Origin of the sequence: Pseudomonas paralactis, assembly GCF_001439735.1 — a bacterium.
GTDB lineage: Bacteria > Pseudomonadota > Gammaproteobacteria > Pseudomonadales > Pseudomonadaceae > Aquipseudomonas > Aquipseudomonas paralactis.
The window spans coordinates 131614-151079 of sequence record NZ_JYLN01000001.1 but is presented as its reverse complement, the minus strand read 5'-3'; the positions used below and the strand labels follow the sequence as shown (position 1 = coordinate 151079).

Genomic DNA, 19466 nt, shown 5'->3' with positions numbered 1-19466 from the left:
GGGCCTTGACCCCTCCCACAGGGTAGTGCGGTGTTGCTGGCTTAGACCTTGACGATCCAGCCCGCTGGTGCTTCAACGTCACCGGTCTGCACACCGGTCAGCTCTTTGTAGAGCTTCTGGGTGATCGGGCCGACTTCGGTTTCGCTGTGGAACACGTGCATCTTGCCGTTGTGCTGAATGCCGCCGATCGGTGAAATCACCGCAGCGGTACCGCAGGCGCCGGCTTCCTTGAACTGGTCCAGTTTGTCGATGAACACTTCGCCCTCGACCACGTCCAGGCCCAGGCGGGTCTGGGCCAGTTCCATCAGCGACAGGCGGGTGATGCCTGGCAGCACCGAAGGCGACTTCGGCGTGATGAACTGGTTGTCGTGGGTGATGCCGAAGAAGTTGGCCGAGCCGACTTCTTCGATTTTCGAGTGAGTCATCGGGTCCAGGTAGATCGCGTCGGCGAAGCCGGATTTCCTCGCTTCAGAGCCCGGCATCAGGCTGGCGGCGTAGTTGCCACCGACCTTGGCGGCACCGGTGCCCTGCGGCGCAGCACGGTCGAAGGTGGAGATCTGGAAGTTATGTGGCACCAGGCCGCCTTTGAAGTAGGCCCCGACCGGGATAGCGAACACCGAGAAGATGAACTCCGGCGCAGAGCGTACGCCGATATTCTCACCGGTGCCGATCACGAACGGGCGCAGGTACAGCGCGCCGCCACTGCCATACGGCGGGATGAAACGCTCGTTGGCCTTGACTACTTGTTTGCAGGCGTCGATGAAGTCTTCGGTCGACACATGCGGCATCAGCAGGCGGGCACAGCTGCGTTGCATACGTGCAGCGTTCTGGTCCGGGCGGAACAGGTTGATCGAACCGTCCTTGCAGCGATAGGCCTTCAGGCCTTCGAAGCATTGCTGGCCATAGTGCAGGGCGGTGGAGCCCTCGCTGATGTGCAGCACGTTGTCGTCGGTCAGGGTGCCTTCCTGCCATTCGCCGTTTTTCCAGACCTGGAGAAACCGCTTGTCGGTCTTGATGTAGTCAAAACCCAGCTTGTCCCAATTGATGCTTTCGTTACCCATGACACCCTCTATCTCTGGTCAAGTCGGATTTTTTTCTGGATGGGAGCAACAATACTGCATTCTTGGCTTGTGTGGGAGCGGGTGGGTGGACCATTGAGCCTTTGTACTGGCTGGTCCACCGTCATCGCGGGCAAGCCCGGCTCCCACATTTGACTGCATTCCAAATGTGGGAGCTGGCTTGCCTGCGATAGCGTCACCGCAGTTTCACAGATGCAACGCGTGCCCCAATGCCCGCAACGCCGCTTCCTGCACGGCTTCGCCCAGGGTCGGGTGAGCGTGAATGGTGCCGGCCACATCTTCCAGGCGCGAGCCCATTTCCAGGCTCAGGCCGAACGCGGTAGACAGTTCGGACACCCCAGCCCCCACCGCTTGCCAGCCGACAATCAGGTGGTTGTCGCGCCGCGCCACGACCCGCACGAAGCCAGCCTTGGACTCAAGCGTCATGGCCCGGCCATTGGCGGCGAACGGGAAGCTCGACACGATGCAATCCAGGCCGGCAGCCTTGGCTTCGTCCGGCGTCTTGCCGACCACTACCAGTTCCGGGTCGGTAAAGCACACCGCTGGAATCGCGGCCGGGTTGAATTCGCGGGTCTTGCCGCTGATCAGTTCAGCCACCATTTCGCCCTGGGCCATGGCCCGGTGCGCCAGCATCGGCTCGCCGCTGAGGTCGCCGATGGCGTACACATTGCGCATGCTCGTCTGGCAGCGGCTGTCGATCTTGACCGCCGCGCCGTTCATGTCCAGGTTCAGCGCTTCGAGGTTCCAGCCTTGGGTGTTGGGTTTGCGCCCAACGGCTACCAGCACCTGGTCGGTGTCCAGCGCCAAGGTGTCGCCATTGGGCGCACGCACTTGCAGCTTGTTGTCGGCAAAGCCGGTGACACTGTGCCCAAGGTACAGCTTCACCCCGAGTTTCTTCAGGGACTCGGCCACCGGTAAGGTCAGCTCGGCATCGTAGGCGGGCAGGATATGTTCCTGGGCCTCGACCACACTGACCTCGGCACCGAGCTTGCGATAGGCGATACCCAGTTCCAGGCCGATATAACCGCCGCCCACCACAATCAGGCGCTTGGGCACGCGGGTCGGTGCCAAGGCTTCGGTGGACGAGATGATCGGCCCACCAATCGGCAGCATCGGCAGGTTGACACTTTTCGAACCGGTGGCCAGCAGCAGGTGTTCGCACTGGATGCGCTGGTCGCCCACCTCGACAGTCTTGCCGTCGATAACCTTGGCCCAACCGTGAACGACCTGCACCTTGTGTTTTTTCAGCAGCGCGGCGACACCCGTGGTCAGGCGATCGACGATGCCGTCTTTCCATTCCACGCTTTTGCGGATGTCCAGAGTCGGCACATCCACTTCAATGCCCAGTTGTGAGCCCTGGCTGTGATGCACGGTCTGCTGGAACTGCTCGGCTACATGGATCAGCGCCTTGGACGGAATGCAGCCGATGTTCAGGCAGGTGCCGCCCAGTGCCTGGCCTTCCACCAGTATGGTGGGGATGCCCAGCTGACCGGCGCGAATCGCCGCCACATAGCCGCCGGGGCCGCCGCCGATAATCAGCAGCGTGGTGTGCAATGTCTGAGTCATGCCCTTACTCCAGGAACAGGCTGGCGGGTTGTTCGAGCAGGCCGCGAATGGCCTGGATGAATTGCGCCGCGTCCATGCCGTCGACCACGCGGTGATCGAAGGAGCTGGAGAGGTTCATCATCTTGCGCACCACGATCTGGCCCTTGATCACCATGGGCCGTTCGACGATGCGGTTGACGCCAACGATGGCCACTTCCGGCAGGTTCAGCACCGGCGTGCTGACGATGCCGCCCAGGGCGCCCAGGCTGGTCAGGGTGATGGTCGAGCCGGACAGCTCTTCACGGCTGGCCTTGCCTGTGCGTGCGGCGTTGGCCAGGCGCACGATTTCTTCGGCAGTGCCCCACAGGCTGCGGGCTTCGGCGTGACGCACCACCGGCACCATCAGGCCCACGTCGCTTTGCGTGGCGACGCCCACATGTACCGCGCCGAGGCGGGTAATGACCTGGGCTTCGTCGTCGTAGCGAGCGTTGATCTGCGGGAAGTCGCGCAGCGCCACCACCATGGCCCGTACGATAAACGGCAGCAGGGTCAGCTTGCCGCGTGTCGCACCGTGCTTTTCGTTGAGATGCACGCGCAACTCGTCGAGGGCGGTGACGTCGATTTCTTCCACGTAGCTGAAATGCGCGGCGCGCCGGGTGGCGTCCTGCATACGCTGGGCGATCTTGCGGCGCATACCGATCACCGGGATCTGGTGTTCATCATTGCGCTCGGCGTAAGGGTTGGCGGCGCTGGCGCTGGTGGCCGGCCCCTGGTGCAGGTACGCCTCCAGGTCTTCGTGCAGAATCCGGCCCGCAGGCCCTGTGCCATGGACCAGGCGCAGTTGAATCCCGGCATCCAGCGCATGTTTGCGCACGGCAGGGGAGGCCAACGGGCGCTCGCTGGCTTCGCGGGCCACGGGCGCTGGTGGCGCGTTCACGGCTGGAGCCGGTTTGCTTTGAACGGGTGCCGTGACCGGTTTGGCTTCAACGACAGGCGCGGTCTTCATCGGTTCGGCAGCCACCGGCACATCCTTGGTGTTGCCTGCGCCTTCCACTTCAATGCTGATCAAAATACTGCCCACCGCCATGACTTCACCCGGCTCGCCGCCCAGGGAAATCACCTTGCCGTGGACGGGCGAGGGAATATCCACCATCGCCTTGTCGGTCATCACATCCGCCAGCACCTGGTCTTCAACCACCAGGTCGCCGACCTTCACATGCCACACCGACAGTTCAACTTCCGCGATGCCTTCGCCAATGTCCGGCATCTTGATAACGTGCGTGCCCATTCAGACCTCCATGACCCGTTTCAACGCCGCGCCCACTCGGGACGGCCCTGGGAAATACGCCCACTCCTGCGCGTGCGGGTAGGGCGTATCCCAACCGGTGACGCGCTCGATCGGCGCTTCCAGGTGGTGGAAGCAGTGCTCTTGCACCAGCGATACCAGTTCGGCGCCAAAGCCGCAGGTGCGCGTGGCTTCATGCACCACCACGCAACGGCCGGTCTTTTTCACCGACTTGACGATGGTTTCCAAATCCAGCGGCCACAGGCTGCGCAGATCGATGACTTCGGCGTCGATGCCGGTTTCTTCGGCGGCAACTTGCGACACATACACGGTGGTGCCATAGGTCAGCACCGTCACAGCCGAACCTGGGCGCACGATGGCGGCCACGTCCAGGGGAACGGTGTAGTAACCGTCCGGAACCTGCGCTTGCGGGTGTTTTGACCACGGCGTTACCGGGCGATCGTGGTGGCCGTCGAACGGGCCGTTATACAGGCGCTTGGGTTCCAGGAAGATCACCGGGTCATCGTTCTCGATGGAGGCGATCAGCAGGCCCTTGGCGTCGTAGGGGTTGGATGGCATCACCGTGCGCAGGCCGCAGACCTGGGTGAACACCGCTTCGATACTCTGGCTGTGGGTCTGGCCGCCGTAGATGCCGCCGCCGCAGGGCATACGCATGGTCAAGGGCGCGGTGAACTGGCCGGCCGAGCGATAACGCAGGCGCGCCGCTTCGGAAATGATCTGGTCGGTGGCGGGGTAGACGTAGTCGGCGAACTGGATTTCCGCCACCGGGCGCAGGCCATACGCGCCCATGCCCACGGCTACGCCGACGATGCCGCTTTCCGAGATCGGTGCGTCAAACACCCGTGAGCTGCCGTATTTGGTCTGCAAACCTTCGGTGCAACGGAATACGCCGCCGAAGTAGCCGACGTCCTGGCCGAACACCACCACGTTGTCGTCACGTTCGAGCATCACATCCATGGCCGAGCGCAGGGCCTGGATCATGGTCATGGTGGTGGTGGTCATGGCGGTTTCCAGTTCGATGCTGTTGTTGTGGTCGTTCATGTCACACCCCCAACTCTTGACGCTGGCGCTTCAGGTGCTCCGGCATCTCTTTATAGACATCCTCGAACATGGTCGCGGCGCTTGGAATCTGGCCGCCGGCGAGGGTGCCGTACTGTTCGGCTTCCTTCTGCGCCTTGACCACTTCGGCTTCAAGTTCGGCACTGACCGCCGCGTGTTCCTCTTCGGACCACTGGCCAATCTTGATCAGGTGCTGCTTGAGGCGGGCAATCGGATCGCCCAACGGGAAGTGGCTCCAGTCGTCGGCGGGTCGATATTTGGATGGGTCATCGGAGGTGGAATGCGGGCCGGCGCGGTAGGTGACCCACTCGATCAGCGTTGGCCCCAGGTTGCGCCGTGCGCGTTCGGCAGCCCAGGCCGAGGCGGCGTACACCGCAATAAAGTCGTTGCCGTCCACGCGCAGGGAAGCGATGCCGCAACCGACGCCGCGTCCGGCGAAGGTGGTGGCTTCACCGCCAGCAATGGCCTGGAAGGTGGAAATCGCCCACTGGTTGTTGACCACGTTGAGGATCACCGGCGCGCGGTACACGTGGGCGAAGGTGAGGGCGGTGTGGAAGTCCGATTCAGCGGTGGCGCCGTCGCCGATCCAGGCCGAGGCGATTTTGGTATCGCCCTTGATCGCCGAGGCCATACCCCAGCCCACGCCCTGCACGAATTGGGTGGCAAGGTTGCCGGAAATAGTGAAGAAACCCGCCTCTTTGACCGAGTACATGATCGGCAACTGGCGACCCTTGAGCGGGTCGCGTTCGTTGGACAACAGTTGGCAGATCAGGTCCACCAGCGGCACGTCGCGGGCCATCAGGATGCTTTGCTGGCGATAGGTGGGGAAGCACATGTCGTCGATGTTCAAGGCCAGAGCCTGGGCGCTGCCGATGGCTTCTTCGCCGAGGCTTTGCATGTAGAACGACATTTTTTTCTGGCGTTGAGCGACCACCATGCGGTTGTCGAAGATGCGCGTCTTGAGCATGGCGCGCATGCCTTTGCGCATGATGTCTGCCGAGACACCCTCGGCCCACGGCCCGAGCGCCTGGCCCTGGTCGTCGAGCACGCGGATCAGGCCCTTGGCCAGGTCGGCGGTGTCGGCGGGTTCTACGTCGATGGCGGGTTTGCGTACCAGGCCGGCGTCGGTCAGGCGCAGGTAGGTGAAGTCGGTCTTGCAGCCCGGGCGGCCCGAGGGTTCGGGAACGTGCAGGCGCAGCGGTGCATACGGCTGGGTCATGGCTTTCTACGCTCTATCTTGTGAATTTCTTGTAGTGGGCGCGCTAGCTGACAGTCAGTCTTCGGGTTGGAAGAAATCTTGTCCTACAACAATCATAGGCGTGGCGTAGAAGAATATTTATCTGTGTTTCATTGCGCTCACCGTCATTTGCGGATAAAAAAACTGCATAAACATAATAAACAGGTGATTTTGTCTCATGCGCAAACTGGACCGTACCGATATCGGCATTCTCAACGCCCTGCAGGAGAACGCCCGCATCACCAACGCCGACCTGGCCCGCTCGGTCAACCTGTCGCCCACGCCGTGTTTCAACCGGGTCAAGGCGATGGAAGAACTGGGCCTGATTCGTGACCAGGTCACGCTGCTGGATGCCGACCTGCTGGGGCTGCACGTCAATGTGTTCATCCATGTGAGCCTGGAGAAGCAGAACGAGCTGGCGTTGCAGCAGTTCGAAGGGGCGATCTCGGACCGGCCCGAGGTGATGGAGTGCTACCTGATGGCGGGAGATCCGGATTATTTGATCAGGGTGCTGGTGCCGACGATCCAGTCGCTGGAGCGTTTCATGATGGACTTTCTGACCAAGGTGCCGGGGGTGGCGAACATTCGCTCCAGCTTTGCCTTGAAGCAAGTGCGCTACAAGACGGCGCTGCCTCTGCCAGCCAACGGCATCAGCCTGGGCAACTGACTCAACGCGGTAAAAATGTGGGAGGGGGCTTGCCCCCGATGGCGGTGTGACAGTCAACTTATGTGTAGCTGATCCACTGCTATCGGGAGCAAGCCCCCTCCCACGTTTTTTTATGTATTTCAAAGCTGGTTGAGTGGGATCTTCAGGTAGATCACGCCGTTTTCTTCCGCCGGCGGCATATTCCCCGCTCGCACATTCACCTGGATCGCCGGCAACAACAGCGTCGGCATCCCCAATCCGGCATCACGGGTGGTGCGCATCGCTACAAACGCCGCTTCATCCACCCCATCATGCACATGAATATTGCCCGCCCGTTGTTCCGCCACGGTGGTCTGGTACCTGGCCTCACGGCCTTCAGGCGGATAGTCATGACACACATACAGCCTGGTATCGGAGGGGAACGCCAACAGCTTGCGCATCGACGCGTACAACTGCCGCGCATCGCCGCCGGGGAAGTCGCAACGGGCGGTGCCGACATCGGGCATGAACAGCGTGTCACCCACCAGGATCAAGCGGCCGTCGATCAGGTAAGCCATGTCCGCTGGAGTATGCCCCGGCACATGCAGGGCCTGGGCCTTCAAATTGCCGATGTGAAACAGCTCATCCGGCGCAAACAGGTGATCGAACTGCGAACCGTCGACGCGAAATTCCGGCTCCAGGTTGAACAGGTTTTTGAACACACCCTGCACCTTGCTGATCGATTCGCCTATCGCGATCTTGCCGCCCAAGGTGCGGCGCAGGTAGGGCGCGGCGGACAGATGGTCGGCATGAGCGTGGGTTTCCAGCAACCACTGCACCTGCAAGCCATGTTCGCGCACAAACGCAATGACCTTGTCGGCCTGGCGGGTATCGGTACGCCCCGACGCCGGGTCGTAATTGAGTACCGAGTCGACAATGGCGCAGGGGCCGCCATCGGCCTCATAAACGATGTAGGTATAGGTCGACGATGCGTCATCCAGAAAGGCTTGAATCAACGCTGGCATGGCGGCTGTCCCCGATGAAGAAAAAAGTGGTTACAATCAGTTTACGTTTACACATAATGTTTTGAGCTTAAGTGACATAAAGGACCCGAAGCAAATGGAATCTACCTTGAGTGAGGGCGAAGTCGCCCAGTTGCGTGCGTCGGCGTCCAAGGCCTGCTCCTTGCTCAAGGCCCTGGCCAACGAAGACCGGTTGCTGATCCTGTGCCAGTTGACCCAGGGCGAGCGCAACGTGGGTGAGCTGGAGGCTCTGACCGGTGTGCGTCAGCCCACGCTGTCGCAACAGTTGGGCATCCTGCGCGATGAAGGGCTGGTCGCCACCCGCCGCGAAGGCAAATACATTTTCTACGGGCTGGCCAGCCATGAAGTGATTCAAGTGATGAAGACCCTGTCCGGGCTGTATTGCGGCGCGGTCATAAAAAGCTGGGCGTGACGCCATCCGGCAGCGACCCTTGTGTGCATTGACTCAAAAAGGCAGTAGACAATGACCGAACAACACTGGGGACCCACCATCAGTGGCGATATCGTAGTCATCGGCGGCGGCTCGGCAGGCATCGGCCTGCTGGCCAGCCTGCTCAAGCGCGACCCGCAGCTGAACATCATCCTGATCGAACCCAACGACTATCACTGCTACCAACCGGCCTGGACCCTGGTCGGCGGCGGTGCCTACGACCTGTACAAGACCCGCCGGCCCCTGGCCGAGGTGCTGCCCAATGGCGTGAGCTGGGTACAGGCCGCCGTCAGCGAAGTGCTGCCCGATGAAAACACGCTGGTGCTCGACAGCGGCCAGCGCGTCACCTGGAAAAACCTCATCGTCTGCCCAGGCCTGCGACTGGCCTGGGAAAAAATCGAAGGCCTGCAAGATACCCTCGGCCAGCATGGCGTGACCTCCAACTACAGCTACGAGCACGCCGCGTATACCTGGCAGTTGGTACAGCAACTCAAGGGCGGCAAAGCGCTGTTTACCCAACCGGCCATGCCGATCAAATGCGCGGGCGCGCCGCAAAAAGCCCTGTACCTGTCCTGCGATCACTGGCTAAAACAGGGCGCACTGAAAAACATCGAGGTGGAGTTCAACCTGGCCGGCGCTGCGCTGTTCGGCGTGCCGACCTTCGTGCCGCCGTTGATGAAATACGTCGAGAAATACAACGCGCACCTGGCGTTCAATTCCAATCTGATAAAGGTCGACGGCCCGGCGCGCAAAGCCTGGTTTGAGATCAAAGACGCCGCGGGCAATGTGACGGTTGAAGAGAAAGCCTTCGATATGCTCCACGTCGTGCCGCCGCAGGTCGCGCCAGACTTCATTCGCGAAAGCGCGCTCGCCGATGCTGCGGGCTGGTGTGAAGTGAACCCCCACAGCCTGCAACACCTGCGCTACCCGCACGTCTTCGGCTTGGGTGATGTGTGCGGCACCACCAACGCCAAGACGGCGGCGGCGGTGCGCAAACAGATCGTGGTAGTGGCCGAGAACCTGCTGGCCCTGCGCAAACAAGCGCCGCTGCCGCTCAAGTACGACGGCTACGGCTCCTGCCCGCTGACGGTGGAGAAGGGCAAGGTGGTACTCGCCGAGTTCGGCTACGGCGGCAAGCTGCTGCCGACCTTTCCTCTGGAGCCGACGCAGGCGCGCCGCTCAATGTGGTTCCTCAAGGCCACGTTGCTGCCGTGGTTCTACTGGAACGGCATGCTCAAGGGGCGCGAATGGTTGACCCGTCTGAGCAAGGTGGACTGAATGCTGCTGGCCAGTGTGTTGGGGGTATTGATGGGCCTGGTCATGGGCCTGACCGGCGCGGGCGGTGGCATCCTCGGGGTGCCGGCGTTGGTGCTGGGGCTGGGGTTGACGATGACCCAGGCCGCGCCGGTGTCATTGCTCGCGGTGGGCGCGGCGGCGGCGGTGGGGGCCATCGATGGCTTGCGCCACGGCTTGGTGCGTTACCGCGCGGCGTTGCTGATCGCTTTGCTGGGCGCGTTGTTTTCGCCGTTGGGGGTATTTGTTGCCCACCAATTGTCGGAACCGGTGCTGATGGGGCTGTTTAGCGCGCTGATGGTGCTGGTGGCCTGGCGCATGTTGCAACGGGAAAGGCGCGAGGTTGGGCCGAGTGACCATGGCGCCGCTTCATGGGGCCAAAAGAATTGCATGCTGGATCAACAGACCGGGCGCTTTTCCTGGACCGCCAAGTGCAGCGCCACCCTGGCCGCATTGGGCGCCGTGACCGGTGCTGTATCGGGCTTGCTGGGCGTGGGCGGCGGCTTCTTGATCGTGCCGGCGTTCAAGCAACTGACCGATGTGCAAATGCGCGGGATCGTCGCGACGTCCTTAATGGTGGTCAGCCTGCTTTCGCTGATCGGCGTGGTGGGGGCGTTTCATGCAGGGGTGAGCATCGAACCGGTGGGCTGGGTGTTTATCGGCGCAAGTATCGTCGGCATGTTGGCGGGAAGACGGCTATGTTCGGTCATCCCCGCTCGGGTGTTGCAAGTGGGGTTCGCCGGTTTGTGCATGGTAGTAGCTGTCGGGATGTTGTTTAAGGCAGGTCTTGCACCTTAAGTGCAGCGGCCTGCTTGTTACGGCAGACGCTAGTTTTCACGAGGGATGCTGAATCGGCTTTATGAGTAATAACTGAGTAAAAGCATCATCGTAAGATGATGCTTCGAGGAGTTTGGATTTCGGAGTATCTGATTATATGCTAGGTGGTTGTCTAAGTGTTGCCAAGTTCTGTGCTGATAATTAGCTTTGCATGATTGAGCGATCATGCTTATATATTTCTTGGAAAACTCGTAGCTTTTGGTCAAAGGCTCGCACGATTTTAGTTTCTCTGATATTGCTTATTTCGCGCAGTTTGGCTAATGATAAAAATTTGGCGGAGTCCTGAAGCCATTGTGAAAAGTCTGTCTGTCTGTTAAATGGGTCAATGACAAGCTTGGTTTTCGCTAAGTCTTCAAATAGTTTGGGTGATGCGGTGATGGCCTCGAAAAATAGAGTCGCATGTTCTCCTTGGATGTACTTTTGAGTTCTGAATAGTTCGCTGAAGAATGTTTTGTGTGCGCTTGGGTCAAGTAGGGAATCTCTAATCATTTGTGTGATGTTTTGGATGATCCAGGTGAATATGACGCGCTCTTCACTGAGGAGTTTATCTAATGTGAGCGACAGGAAGTGGGGGTTTGAAAAGAGTTCAAGGTTTTCATGTGGGACTCTGGCGTTGACGAAATAAGTGTAAAGTGTTTTCTCGTCGGCGTCCTTGAGTATGTTCGCATCTTCAAATACTATCGCGATGGCTGTCGCCATGTCTTTTAACGTAGTGTTTTTATTGTGAAGATGATCTTTGTAACCTGCATCTAGTAGGCTTTCAATTGTTAAGGAGGCTAGAATTAATTCTTCGTCAAGCTCTGAAAGTTGAGCTTTTTGTTCGATTTGTAGGCTTGCGAAAGACTCGTGAAAGCTAGTGGTTATGACGGTATGTGCTATTCGTGCTGATCCGTATTTTATTAAGTCAATGTAAGCGTTAATCTTGTTTGGGTCAGCGGTTGGAATGAAATAGGTTGAGTCGCTTTTTATAAAACTTCTTTTTATGACGTCTTGTTTCATTTCTTCAAAGTTCATGCTTTTTCTCCGATGTACGCAGCCAAATTGCTTCCTTTTGATTTTGCTAAGCCGATGAAGTCAAATAATGCACGCTTGAACGTGCGGTTTGTTACTCTTATTAGACTGGTGTATTTGGTTAAAAACATGCTCAGTGACCCGCCTGAAGCGATTACGATGCTTTCCTTGTCATCATCCGTGCAGATGAAGAATCTATCATGGAACTCAAAGTTAGTTACGATGATTTCGAATGAACTAAATATTCCTTTTGTTTTTAAATCGTCAGTGATTGATTTTAGAATTTTGGCGGTTTCAATTTTAGGAGCTGATTTTTGCTCACATGTCTTAAATTTATTTAGGAATGTGATTACGGTTATGTTTCGTTCTGACTGTGTTGCAAATAAGTGGAGTATTGTTTGAATGTCACTTTCTAGTAAGTATGGGTCGATTATCGTGATGTTTTTTGCACCTGCCGAGTCGAAGGCTTTTGTTATCCTAAGTCTCGCCTTTGTGATGTCAAATTGATTTGGCTCCATCATCGGGATTGATGTAAGTGGGTCGTAATCCGAGTCCGACTTAAGTTGTTGTCTTCGATCTGCCCATTTAGACATCAAATTTGCTCTTGTCAGATGTTGCTTGGATTATTGTTGTGCCATTGGATTTGATTTTTTTATGAGTTACGATGTTTGTGTTTACGCTGATATTTTTTAATAAATAAAAGCTGGATTTATAAATGATGTTTTCATCTAGTTTTACAATCGTAGTTTGCTTGTCTGGAACGAACCCGCAAGCTATTTTTCTATATTTGTCATCTAGGTTGAATGACTGTTCGTGGGTTTTTTCACCTGCAGCTGCAGTTGTCAGTACGGTTGCGCCTGTGTAGGAGCGAAAATAGTCATGTAAGTGGATTTCATAACCGCAAAATTCTGGGGAGTTGTGTCCCTTGAAGCTTTCTTCTATTCGAGTTGGAGTGAAAAAGCTAAAGCTTCCAATAAGGTGCGGGTTGTGTGACAGGTCGACGTGGAATTTTTCTTTAAAGTCTTCAAATTCAGACTGGTAGGCTGTTATGAAGTCTACTGGGTTCTTAGCGTTTTGTCCGATGTCGGCAAAATAGACTTTGCTAAAAGTACATAAATTTATAAAAGGGTTGAAATTGCTTTCTTCGTGGCTTTGCTCAATAAAAAAGTTTTCGAAGTTAGGTAGTGTTGCTTTTAGCATGAATCTTTCGAGGTTTATTTCTAATGTTCCGGTATTTAAGTTGTTTTCCAGGTCATCTATGTTCTCTAAGTCCTTAAAGTGGGCTGAGAAGTTTCCTGTGTTGTAGGTTTTCCAGTCGGGTAATACATAGTCGAGTTCGGATAATGTCCATGATATGCAGTGACCATAGATTAAGGAGTTGTCCTTGTTGTTTGTGAGTATCAGAGTTCGATGTACTTTTTCCAATTTGCTTTTTTCCTTTGTGTCTGTGATAAGTTTTAGCTGGTACCGGTAGTGCACTAGAAATTTATCCCATTAAGGTAGCTGTTTATTCAGCGTTTGCCTCAAAAAACATCAGTTGCATACCCTGATACCTCCGTCTATGATCCGCCCTGTCACTGCAAAATCAGTGACCGGGTTTGGTCACCCGTCCAATGTCAGGCGCACAAGCGCCAACGAAGTATTTCAGGCGCTTTTTTGTGCTTGGAAGGATGCTTCATGGTGGGCTGTGCGCGGGGCACTTTCGAGTGCGCCGGGTGCCTGACATCCCGGTTGACCAACCTGCGTACGGCCTACCACCTTTCGTTTGGTCACGAGGGTGATGGCTTCATTAATGTCAGGAGCTTCACATGAAAAAACCTACTCCAAATCCCCCTGAGCAGGCTCACAGTCATCCGCTCTTTTGCGTTCGTCCCGATCTAAGCACCGAAGAGGCACTGAGCAATGCTAGTGAAATTCTTGAAAATGCTGTCGTAACGGGACATGAGGCGGCCGAACACATGCATGGGCTCCATCGCGAGCAATTGATGACACTGGTGCAGTCAGTTGAAATGGCACAGATATTAGTCGAAGCGGCGTTGGCTCGTGAGTTTCCGGTGGCTGGATCGTCAATTTAAGAACTTCGCTCTCAATACAAAGCGGTAGTTATGTGGGAGTGGGCGCTTGGCGATGAAACACTTGAATATTTGTCGAATGAGCCACCGCCATCGGGGGCAAGCCCCCTCCCACAGTTGTGACTGCGTACGCTTTAGACATGGCGAGATAAGCGTATCTCAGGTTACTGTTCCCTGGGTAACGGCTTCACCGGCCTTGCACGTCGGCTCATCAAGGTCACCGAATGGATAAATACACCCCTCACACCTGGCAGCCCCACGAGCGGCCGAGCCTGCCCGGTTCGCCGTCGACGCCATTGCACCCCACCCACAAGCGCTGGCTGTTCGCGTTGGTGGGGGTGCTGGTGGCAATCACTGGCGGGTTGGGCAATGCCCTGGTCATCGCCAACCTGCAATACCTGCAAGGCGCCCTGGGCGCGACCACCGCGGAAATGGCCTGGCTGCCCGCCGCGTATGTCATGACCAACGTGTGCATGAACCTGCTGCTGGTGAAGTTTCGCCAGCAGTTCGGCCTGCGTGCGTTTACCGAAGTGTTCCTGGTGTTATATGCGCTGGTCACCTTCGGCCACTTGTTCGTCAACGACCTCAACTCGGCCATCGCGGTCAGGGCCGCCCACGGCATGGTCGGCGCGGCGCTGAGTTCGCTGGGCTTGTACTACATGATCCAGGCGTTCCCGGCCAAGTGGCGCTTGAAAGCCCTGGTACTGGGGCTGGGCACCGCGCAATTGGCGCTGCCCCTGGCGCGGCTGTTTTCCGAAGATTTGCTGCAAATTGCCGAGTGGCGCGGCTTGTACCTGTTTGAACTGGGCCTGGCGCTGATCTGCCTGGGCTGCGTGTTCCTGCTCAAGCTGCCGCCCGGTGATCGCTTCAAGACCTTTGAAAAACTCGACTTCCTCACCTTCGCCATCCTGGCCACTGGCGTGGCTTTACTGTGTGCGGTGCTGTCTCTGGGGCGTATCGACTGGTGGCTGGAAGCACCGTGGATCGGCGTAGCCTCGGCCTGCTCGCTGGTGCTGATCATGGCGGGGCTGGCCATCGAGCATAACCGCAGCAACCCGATGCTGATGACGCGCTGGCTGGGCAGCGGCGTGATGATTCGCCTGGCCTTGGCGGTGGTGCTGATTCGCATGGTGCTGTCGGAGCAATCCACCGGGGCGGTGGGGTTCATGCAGATGCTGAACATGAGCTACCAGCAGATGCACACTCTGTACATGGTGATGCTGGCCGGGGCGATTGCCGGGCTGGTGGTCAGCGCGTTGACGATCAACCCGGCACATCTGTTGATGCCGCTGGTGATTTCCCTGGCGCTGATGGCGACCGGTTCGGTCATGGACAGTTTTTCCAGCAACCTGACCCGCCCGCAAAACCTCTATATCAGCCAGTTCCTGCTAGGCTTTGGCGGCACGTTCTTCCTCGGGCCGACCATGGTGCTGGGCACCAAAAACGTGTTGACCAACCCGCGCAACCTGGTGAGCTTCTCGGTGATGTTCGGCATTTGCCAGAACCTCGGCGGCCTGATCGGCGCGGCGTTGCTGGGCACCTTCCAGACCGTGCGCGAGAAGTACCACTCCAGCATGATCGTCGAGCACCTGACCTTGATCGACCCACGCGTGGCCGCGCGGGTGCAGAGCGGCGGGTCGGCCTATGGCGGGATCGTCGCCGACCCGGAACTGCGCAACCTCATGGGTATTCGTAGCCTGGCCACGGCCGCGACCCGAGAGGCGAACGTAATGGCTTACAACGATGTCTTCATGCTGATCGCGATTATCGCGATTCTGACCATGCTGTGGATCTTTACCCGCAGCCTGTGGTTGATGAGCACCACCAAGGCAATCCCTCCTGTTCAACCCAGCGGCGCAACTTCATGACTGAACCTTCAACCACCACCACGACCGCCATCGCCGCCACGCCGGAAGGCAGCACGCCACCCGGCGCCGTGCCGACCGAGTTGCGGCCTTTGCGCGTACGCATCATGTCGTCGCTGGGCTTTGCCGCGATTGCCATCATCGGTGTGCTGATCGTGTTGTACGCCTGGCAATTGCCGCCGTTCAGCAGTGCGGTGGAAACCACCGAAAACGCCCTGGTGCGCGGGCAGGTGACGATTATCGGCCCGCAGCTTAGCGGCTATGTGTTCGAAGTACCGGTACAGGACTTCCAGTATGTGAAAGCGGGCGACCTGCTGGTACGCCTGGATGACCGCATCTACAAACAGCGCCTGGACCAGGCCCTGGCGCAACTGGCGGTGCAGAAAGCGTCGCTGGCCAATGTGGTGCAGCAACGCAACAGCGCCGAAGCGACCATCAAGCTGCGCCAGGCTGCGTTGGTCGACAGCCAGGCCCAGGCGCGCAAAAGCACCGCTGACTTGCGCCGCAATGAAGAACTGATCAGCGATGGCTCGGTGTCCAAGCGTGAGCTGGACGTGACCCGCGCCGCCAATGCCCAAACGGTCGCCGCCGTGGCCCAGGCCCAGGCCAGCCTGGAAATTGCCCGGCAAGACCTGCAAACCGTGATCGTCAATCGCGGCTCTCTGGAAGCCGCGGTCGCCAGTGCCGAAGCCGCGGTGGAGCTGGCGCGGATCGATTTGTCCAACACCCGCATCACCGCGCCCCGCGATGGTCAGTTGGGGCAGATCGGCGTGCGTCTGGGGGCGTACGTTAACTCCGGCGCACAGTTGATGGCCCTGGTGCCCAAGCAACTGTGGGTGATCGCCAATATGAAAGAAACCCAGATGGTTAATGTGCAGGTCGGCCAGCCGGTGACCTTCACCGTTGACGCGCTGAACCACCGCAAATTTCATGGCACGGTGCAGCATATTTCTCCGGCAACGGGCTCGGAGTTCAGCCTGTTGCAGGCGGACAACGCCACCGGCAACTTCGTCAAGATTGCCCAGCGGGTGCCGGTGAGGATTACCGTGGATCCGAACCAGGCCGAGAGCGAACGGTTGCGGCCGGGGTTGTCGGTGGTGGTGAGTATCGATACTGCCGGGCGCCTGAAAAACTCACCGCCCTGACACTGACACAACAGGGAGCAAAATGTGGGAGGGGGCTTGCCCCCTCCCACATTCAAGCGCATTTGTTCCTGAAATTGGATTTACAGCACCACGCTCGGCAACCACAGCGACAACGCCGGGATGTAGGTCACGGCAATCAGCACCACAAACAGCACCGCATAAAAAGGCAGCAGCGCCTTCACGGTTTTCTCAATGCTGGTCTTGCCCACTGCCGCACCCACAAACAGTACCGCACCCACCGGCGGGGTGATCAGGCCGATGCCCAGATTGACCAGCATGATCATGCCGAAGTGCACCGGGTCGACGCCGATGCCGAGAACCACCGGCAACAGGATCGGCGTCAGGATCAGAATCAGCGGCGCCATGTCCATCACCGTGCCGAGCAACAGCAGCATGACGTTGATGCACATCAGGATCACGTAGCGGTTGTCCGACAGGGTCAGGAACAGCGTGGTGATCTTCGCCGGGATCTGCATCAGGGTCATGATGTAGCCGAAGCTGGCAGCGAAGGCGATGAGGATCATCACGATGGAAATGGTGCGCACCGTACGATGCATCAGCTTGGGCAGCTCGCGCCATTTGTAGTCGCGGTAGATGAACATCGTCACGAAAAACGCCCACAGCACGGCGATCGCGGCGGATTCGGTGGCGGTGAAGATACCCGAGAGAATGCCGCCGAGGATGATCACCATGGCCATCAGGCCCCAGAGCGCATCAGCGGCGATCTTCAGGGCCTGCTTCAAGGGGATGACTTCGCCTTTGGGGTAGTCGCGTTTTTTCGCGAAGATCAGGCACAGCACCATCAAACAGGCGCTCATCAACAGGCCCGGCACCACGCCGGCCATGAACAGCGAGGCGATGGACACCGTGCCGCCGGCCGCCAGAGAGTAGAGCACGGAGTTGTGGCTCGGTGGCGTCAGCAAAGCCTGCACCGAGCCGCTGACGGTGACCGCGGTGGCGAATTCGCGGGGGTAACCCCGGCGTTCCATTTCCGGGATCAGCACCGAACCGACGGACGCGGTATCGGCCACCGACGAGCCTGAGATCGCGCCGAAAAACGTCGAAGCCATGATGTTGACCAGTGACAGCCCGCCGCGCACGAAGCCCACCAGCACACCGGCAAATGCCACCAGCCGCCGCGACATGCCACCCTCGGCCATGATCGCCCCGGCCAGTACGAAAAATGGAATCGCCATCAGTGAAAACTTGTTCACCCCGCCCGCCACCTGGATCATCAGAGCCTGGAACGGAATGTCGATCCACCACGCGCCGATCAGCGCCGACAAGCCCAGGGCGTAGGCCACCGGCATACCGATCAGGATCAAGGCGATAAAGCTGCCCAGCAGAATCAATGCGTCCATATCAGGCAGCCCCTTCGCTTTCTTCAACCAGGTCAAAACGCACCACGCGCCGGTGGCTCTGGTCGCCCAGCAGGAGTTTTTCCAGCACGAATATCAGGGTCAGCAAGCCGCCAATCGGGATCGGCATATAGGTGATGCCCACGCGCAGGGTAGGGATGGCGCTCATGAACTGGTTCCAGGTGGACAGGCACAGCCTGGTGCCCCAGATGGCCATGAACAGGCAGATGGTCGCCATCAACAGTTGCGCGGCGATGCCGACCACGCGGCGTTGAGCGTCAGGCAAGCGATCGGTTACCGCCGCCACTGACATATGCGCCCCTGCGCGGTAGCTGGCGGCCGCGCCGATGAAGGTGAACACCAGCATCAGCAGGATGGCGGTGGGCTCCGGCCAGCTTGCGCCGGTGCCGAGGATGTACCGGGCGAAGATGCCCCAGGGAATGATCAGGGCCACCCCCAATACCGAAAGGCCGGCGACCCAAATGCAAGTCATGTACAGGCGGTCATTGAAGCGCAGCAGTAAATTCTTCATGGCGTTCACCGTGACCGGGCGCGTCGATGTCGACCGCGCCGGGCCTTATGCAGGGAGCAGGGGAGGTTATTGAACGGCGTCGATACGCTTGATCATGTCGGCGTAAGGTGCGCCGTACTTGGCGCGAACCGCTGCGGTGGCGTCATAGAAGGGCTTTTTGTCGACGGTGATGAACTCGACCCCGGCCTTTTTGAGTTTCTCCTCACTGCTGGCCGACTTGGCATCCCACAACACGCGCTCGTCAGCCTGGGCGGCCTTGGCGGCTTTCTTGACCATGTCTTGTTGCGCGGGGCTGAGCTTGTTCCAGGTGATTTTCGACATCACGATGGGCTCGGGCAGGATCAGGTGTTCGGTGAGGGTGTAGTACTTGGCGTTCTGGAAGTGGTTATGTTCCAGAAGCGTGGGCGGGTTGTTTTCTGCACCGTCGATCACGCCGGTCTGCAAGGCGCTGAAGATTTCACCGGTGTCCATGGCGATGCCGTTGGCGCCCATCGCGTTGAAGGCTTCGATGAAGATCGGGTTGCCTTGCACGCGAATCTTCATGCCTTTGAGGTCTTCGATCTTGCGCACCGGTTTCTTGGTGTAGAGGTTACGCGTGCCGCCGTCCATCCAGGCCAGGGCCACCAGGCCGAATTCGGAATCAGTGATCCTGGCGAGGATCTCATCGCCGATCTCGCCGTCAATCACCTTGCGCATATGCGCCTGATCGCGGAATACGAACGGCAGGTTGAACACGTTCACATCCGGCACCACCGGGCCGACGATGCCAAGGCTGACGCGGGTCATCTGCACGGCGCCGACCTGGGCCTGTTCGACGACTTCTTTCTCGGAGCCGAGCACACCGCCGGGAAAGTACTTGAAGGTCAGTTCGCCGTTGCTTTGCTGGGTCAGGGCCTTGCCCATGTTTTCTTCGGCGACCACGGTGGGGTAGCCGGCGGGGTGGATGTCGGCAAACTTGATTTCCAGCGCGTGGGCGGCGCTGCTGAGGGCCACGAGTGTGGCGGCGAGCAAGGTGCGTTTGAAGTCCAT

General features: G+C 58.4%; 19 protein-coding genes. 7 read left to right on the top strand and 12 right to left on the bottom strand.

Annotation, left to right across the window (positions count from 1 at the left end):
* Positions 1-41: 41 nt before the first annotated feature.
* From TX23_RS00625 to TX23_RS00605, 5 genes are all read right to left on the bottom strand, one after another.
* Positions 42-1061 (bottom strand): branched-chain amino acid aminotransferase, encoded by a 1020-nt coding sequence (locus tag TX23_RS00625; protein ID WP_057700570.1) that lies wholly within the window; start codon positions 1059-1061, stop codon positions 42-44.
* Positions 1062-1265: 204 nt separating this feature from the next.
* Positions 1266-2645 carry a dihydrolipoyl dehydrogenase gene (gene lpdA / locus TX23_RS00620; RefSeq protein ID WP_032880474.1) on the bottom strand — a complete coding sequence of 460 codons (1380 nt, stop codon included), beginning with the start codon at positions 2643-2645 and terminating at the stop codon, positions 1266-1268.
* A 4-nt stretch (positions 2646-2649) separates the two neighbouring features.
* Complete coding sequence (locus TX23_RS00615) at positions 2650-3912, bottom strand: dihydrolipoamide acetyltransferase family protein (RefSeq protein WP_057700569.1); 1263 nt, start codon at positions 3910-3912, stop codon at positions 2650-2652.
* Complete coding sequence (locus TX23_RS00610; RefSeq protein WP_005789444.1) at positions 3913-4971, bottom strand: alpha-ketoacid dehydrogenase subunit beta; 1059 nt, start codon at positions 4969-4971, stop codon at positions 3913-3915.
* Position 4972: 1 nt separating this feature from the next.
* A complete protein-coding gene (locus TX23_RS00605) occupies positions 4973-6208 on the bottom strand; it encodes a 3-methyl-2-oxobutanoate dehydrogenase (2-methylpropanoyl-transferring) subunit alpha (RefSeq protein WP_057700568.1) in 1236 nt (411 codons plus the stop codon).
* Positions 6209-6404: 196 nt separating this feature from the next.
* On the opposite strand from TX23_RS00605, the gene bkdR reads away from it, so the two are divergent.
* Positions 6405-6893, top strand: coding sequence for a Bkd operon transcriptional regulator BkdR (bkdR, locus tag TX23_RS00600; RefSeq protein WP_056861361.1), 489 nt, complete (start codon positions 6405-6407; stop codon positions 6891-6893).
* A gap of 119 nt (positions 6894-7012) precedes the next feature.
* On the opposite strand, the gene TX23_RS00595 is transcribed toward bkdR, so the two are convergent.
* Positions 7013-7876, bottom strand: coding sequence for an MBL fold metallo-hydrolase (locus TX23_RS00595; RefSeq protein WP_057700567.1), 864 nt, complete (start codon positions 7874-7876; stop codon positions 7013-7015).
* Positions 7877-7970: 94 nt separating this feature from the next.
* Between TX23_RS00595 and TX23_RS00590 the strand changes: the two genes are divergently transcribed.
* Genes TX23_RS00590 through TX23_RS00580 form a run of 3 tightly spaced genes read left to right on the top strand, consistent with a single transcriptional unit; the run spans position 7971 to position 10415 of the window.
* Positions 7971-8306, top strand: a complete 336-nt coding sequence (locus TX23_RS00590; protein ID WP_005789341.1) for an ArsR/SmtB family transcription factor — start codon at positions 7971-7973, stop codon at positions 8304-8306.
* A gap of 51 nt (positions 8307-8357) precedes the next feature.
* Entirely contained in the window at positions 8358-9602 is a 1245-nt protein-coding gene (locus TX23_RS00585) for an NAD(P)/FAD-dependent oxidoreductase (protein ID WP_057700566.1), read from the top strand.
* Entirely contained in the window at positions 9603-10415 is an 813-nt protein-coding gene (locus tag TX23_RS00580; protein WP_057700565.1) for a sulfite exporter TauE/SafE family protein, read from the top strand.
* Between the two features lie 180 nt (positions 10416-10595).
* Here the strand turns inward: TX23_RS00580 and TX23_RS00575 are convergent, their stop codons facing one another.
* The 3 genes from TX23_RS00575 to TX23_RS00565 are packed head-to-tail and all read right to left on the bottom strand — an operon-like array spanning position 10596 to position 12890.
* Positions 10596-11468 carry a hypothetical protein gene (locus tag TX23_RS00575; protein ID WP_057700564.1) on the bottom strand — a complete coding sequence of 291 codons (873 nt, stop codon included), beginning with the start codon at positions 11466-11468 and terminating at the stop codon, positions 10596-10598.
* Positions 11465-12058 carry a hypothetical protein gene (locus tag TX23_RS00570; protein WP_057700563.1) on the bottom strand — a complete coding sequence of 198 codons (594 nt, stop codon included), beginning with the start codon at positions 12056-12058 and terminating at the stop codon, positions 11465-11467. Before TX23_RS00570 ends, TX23_RS00575 begins: the two co-directional genes overlap by 4 nt.
* A complete protein-coding gene (locus tag TX23_RS00565) occupies positions 12051-12890 on the bottom strand; it encodes a hypothetical protein (RefSeq protein ID WP_057700562.1) in 840 nt (279 codons plus the stop codon). Before TX23_RS00565 ends, TX23_RS00570 begins: the two co-directional genes overlap by 8 nt.
* A 383-nt stretch (positions 12891-13273) precedes the next feature.
* On the opposite strand from TX23_RS00565, the gene TX23_RS00560 reads away from it, so the two are divergent.
* From TX23_RS00560 to TX23_RS00550, 3 genes are all read left to right on the top strand, one after another.
* A complete protein-coding gene (locus TX23_RS00560) occupies positions 13274-13540 on the top strand; it encodes a DUF6124 family protein (RefSeq protein ID WP_057700561.1) in 267 nt (88 codons plus the stop codon).
* 221 nt (positions 13541-13761) lie between these two features.
* On the top strand, positions 13762-15405 hold the full coding sequence (locus TX23_RS00555) for an MFS transporter (RefSeq protein ID WP_057700560.1): 1644 nt from the start codon (positions 13762-13764) through the stop codon (positions 15403-15405).
* The gene (locus tag TX23_RS00550) at positions 15402-16547 is read left to right on the top strand and encodes an HlyD family secretion protein (protein ID WP_057700559.1); all 1146 of its coding nucleotides are present in this window, start codon (positions 15402-15404) and stop codon (positions 16545-16547) included. The genes TX23_RS00555 and TX23_RS00550 overlap by 4 nt, the downstream gene beginning before the upstream one ends.
* 80 nt (positions 16548-16627) lie before the next feature.
* On the opposite strand, the gene TX23_RS00545 is transcribed toward TX23_RS00550, so the two are convergent.
* The 3 genes from TX23_RS00545 to TX23_RS00535 all read right to left on the bottom strand — a co-directional run bounded on the left by TX23_RS00545 (position 16628) and on the right by TX23_RS00535 (position 19466).
* Positions 16628-17908 (bottom strand): TRAP transporter large permease, encoded by a 1281-nt coding sequence (locus tag TX23_RS00545; RefSeq protein WP_057700558.1) that lies wholly within the window; start codon positions 17906-17908, stop codon positions 16628-16630.
* A 1-nt stretch (position 17909) separates the two neighbouring features.
* A complete protein-coding gene (locus TX23_RS00540; protein ID WP_057700557.1) occupies positions 17910-18437 on the bottom strand; it encodes a TRAP transporter small permease in 528 nt (175 codons plus the stop codon).
* Positions 18438-18503: 66 nt separating this feature from the next.
* Positions 18504-19466, bottom strand: a complete 963-nt coding sequence (locus TX23_RS00535; RefSeq protein WP_057700556.1) for a TRAP transporter substrate-binding protein — start codon at positions 19464-19466, stop codon at positions 18504-18506.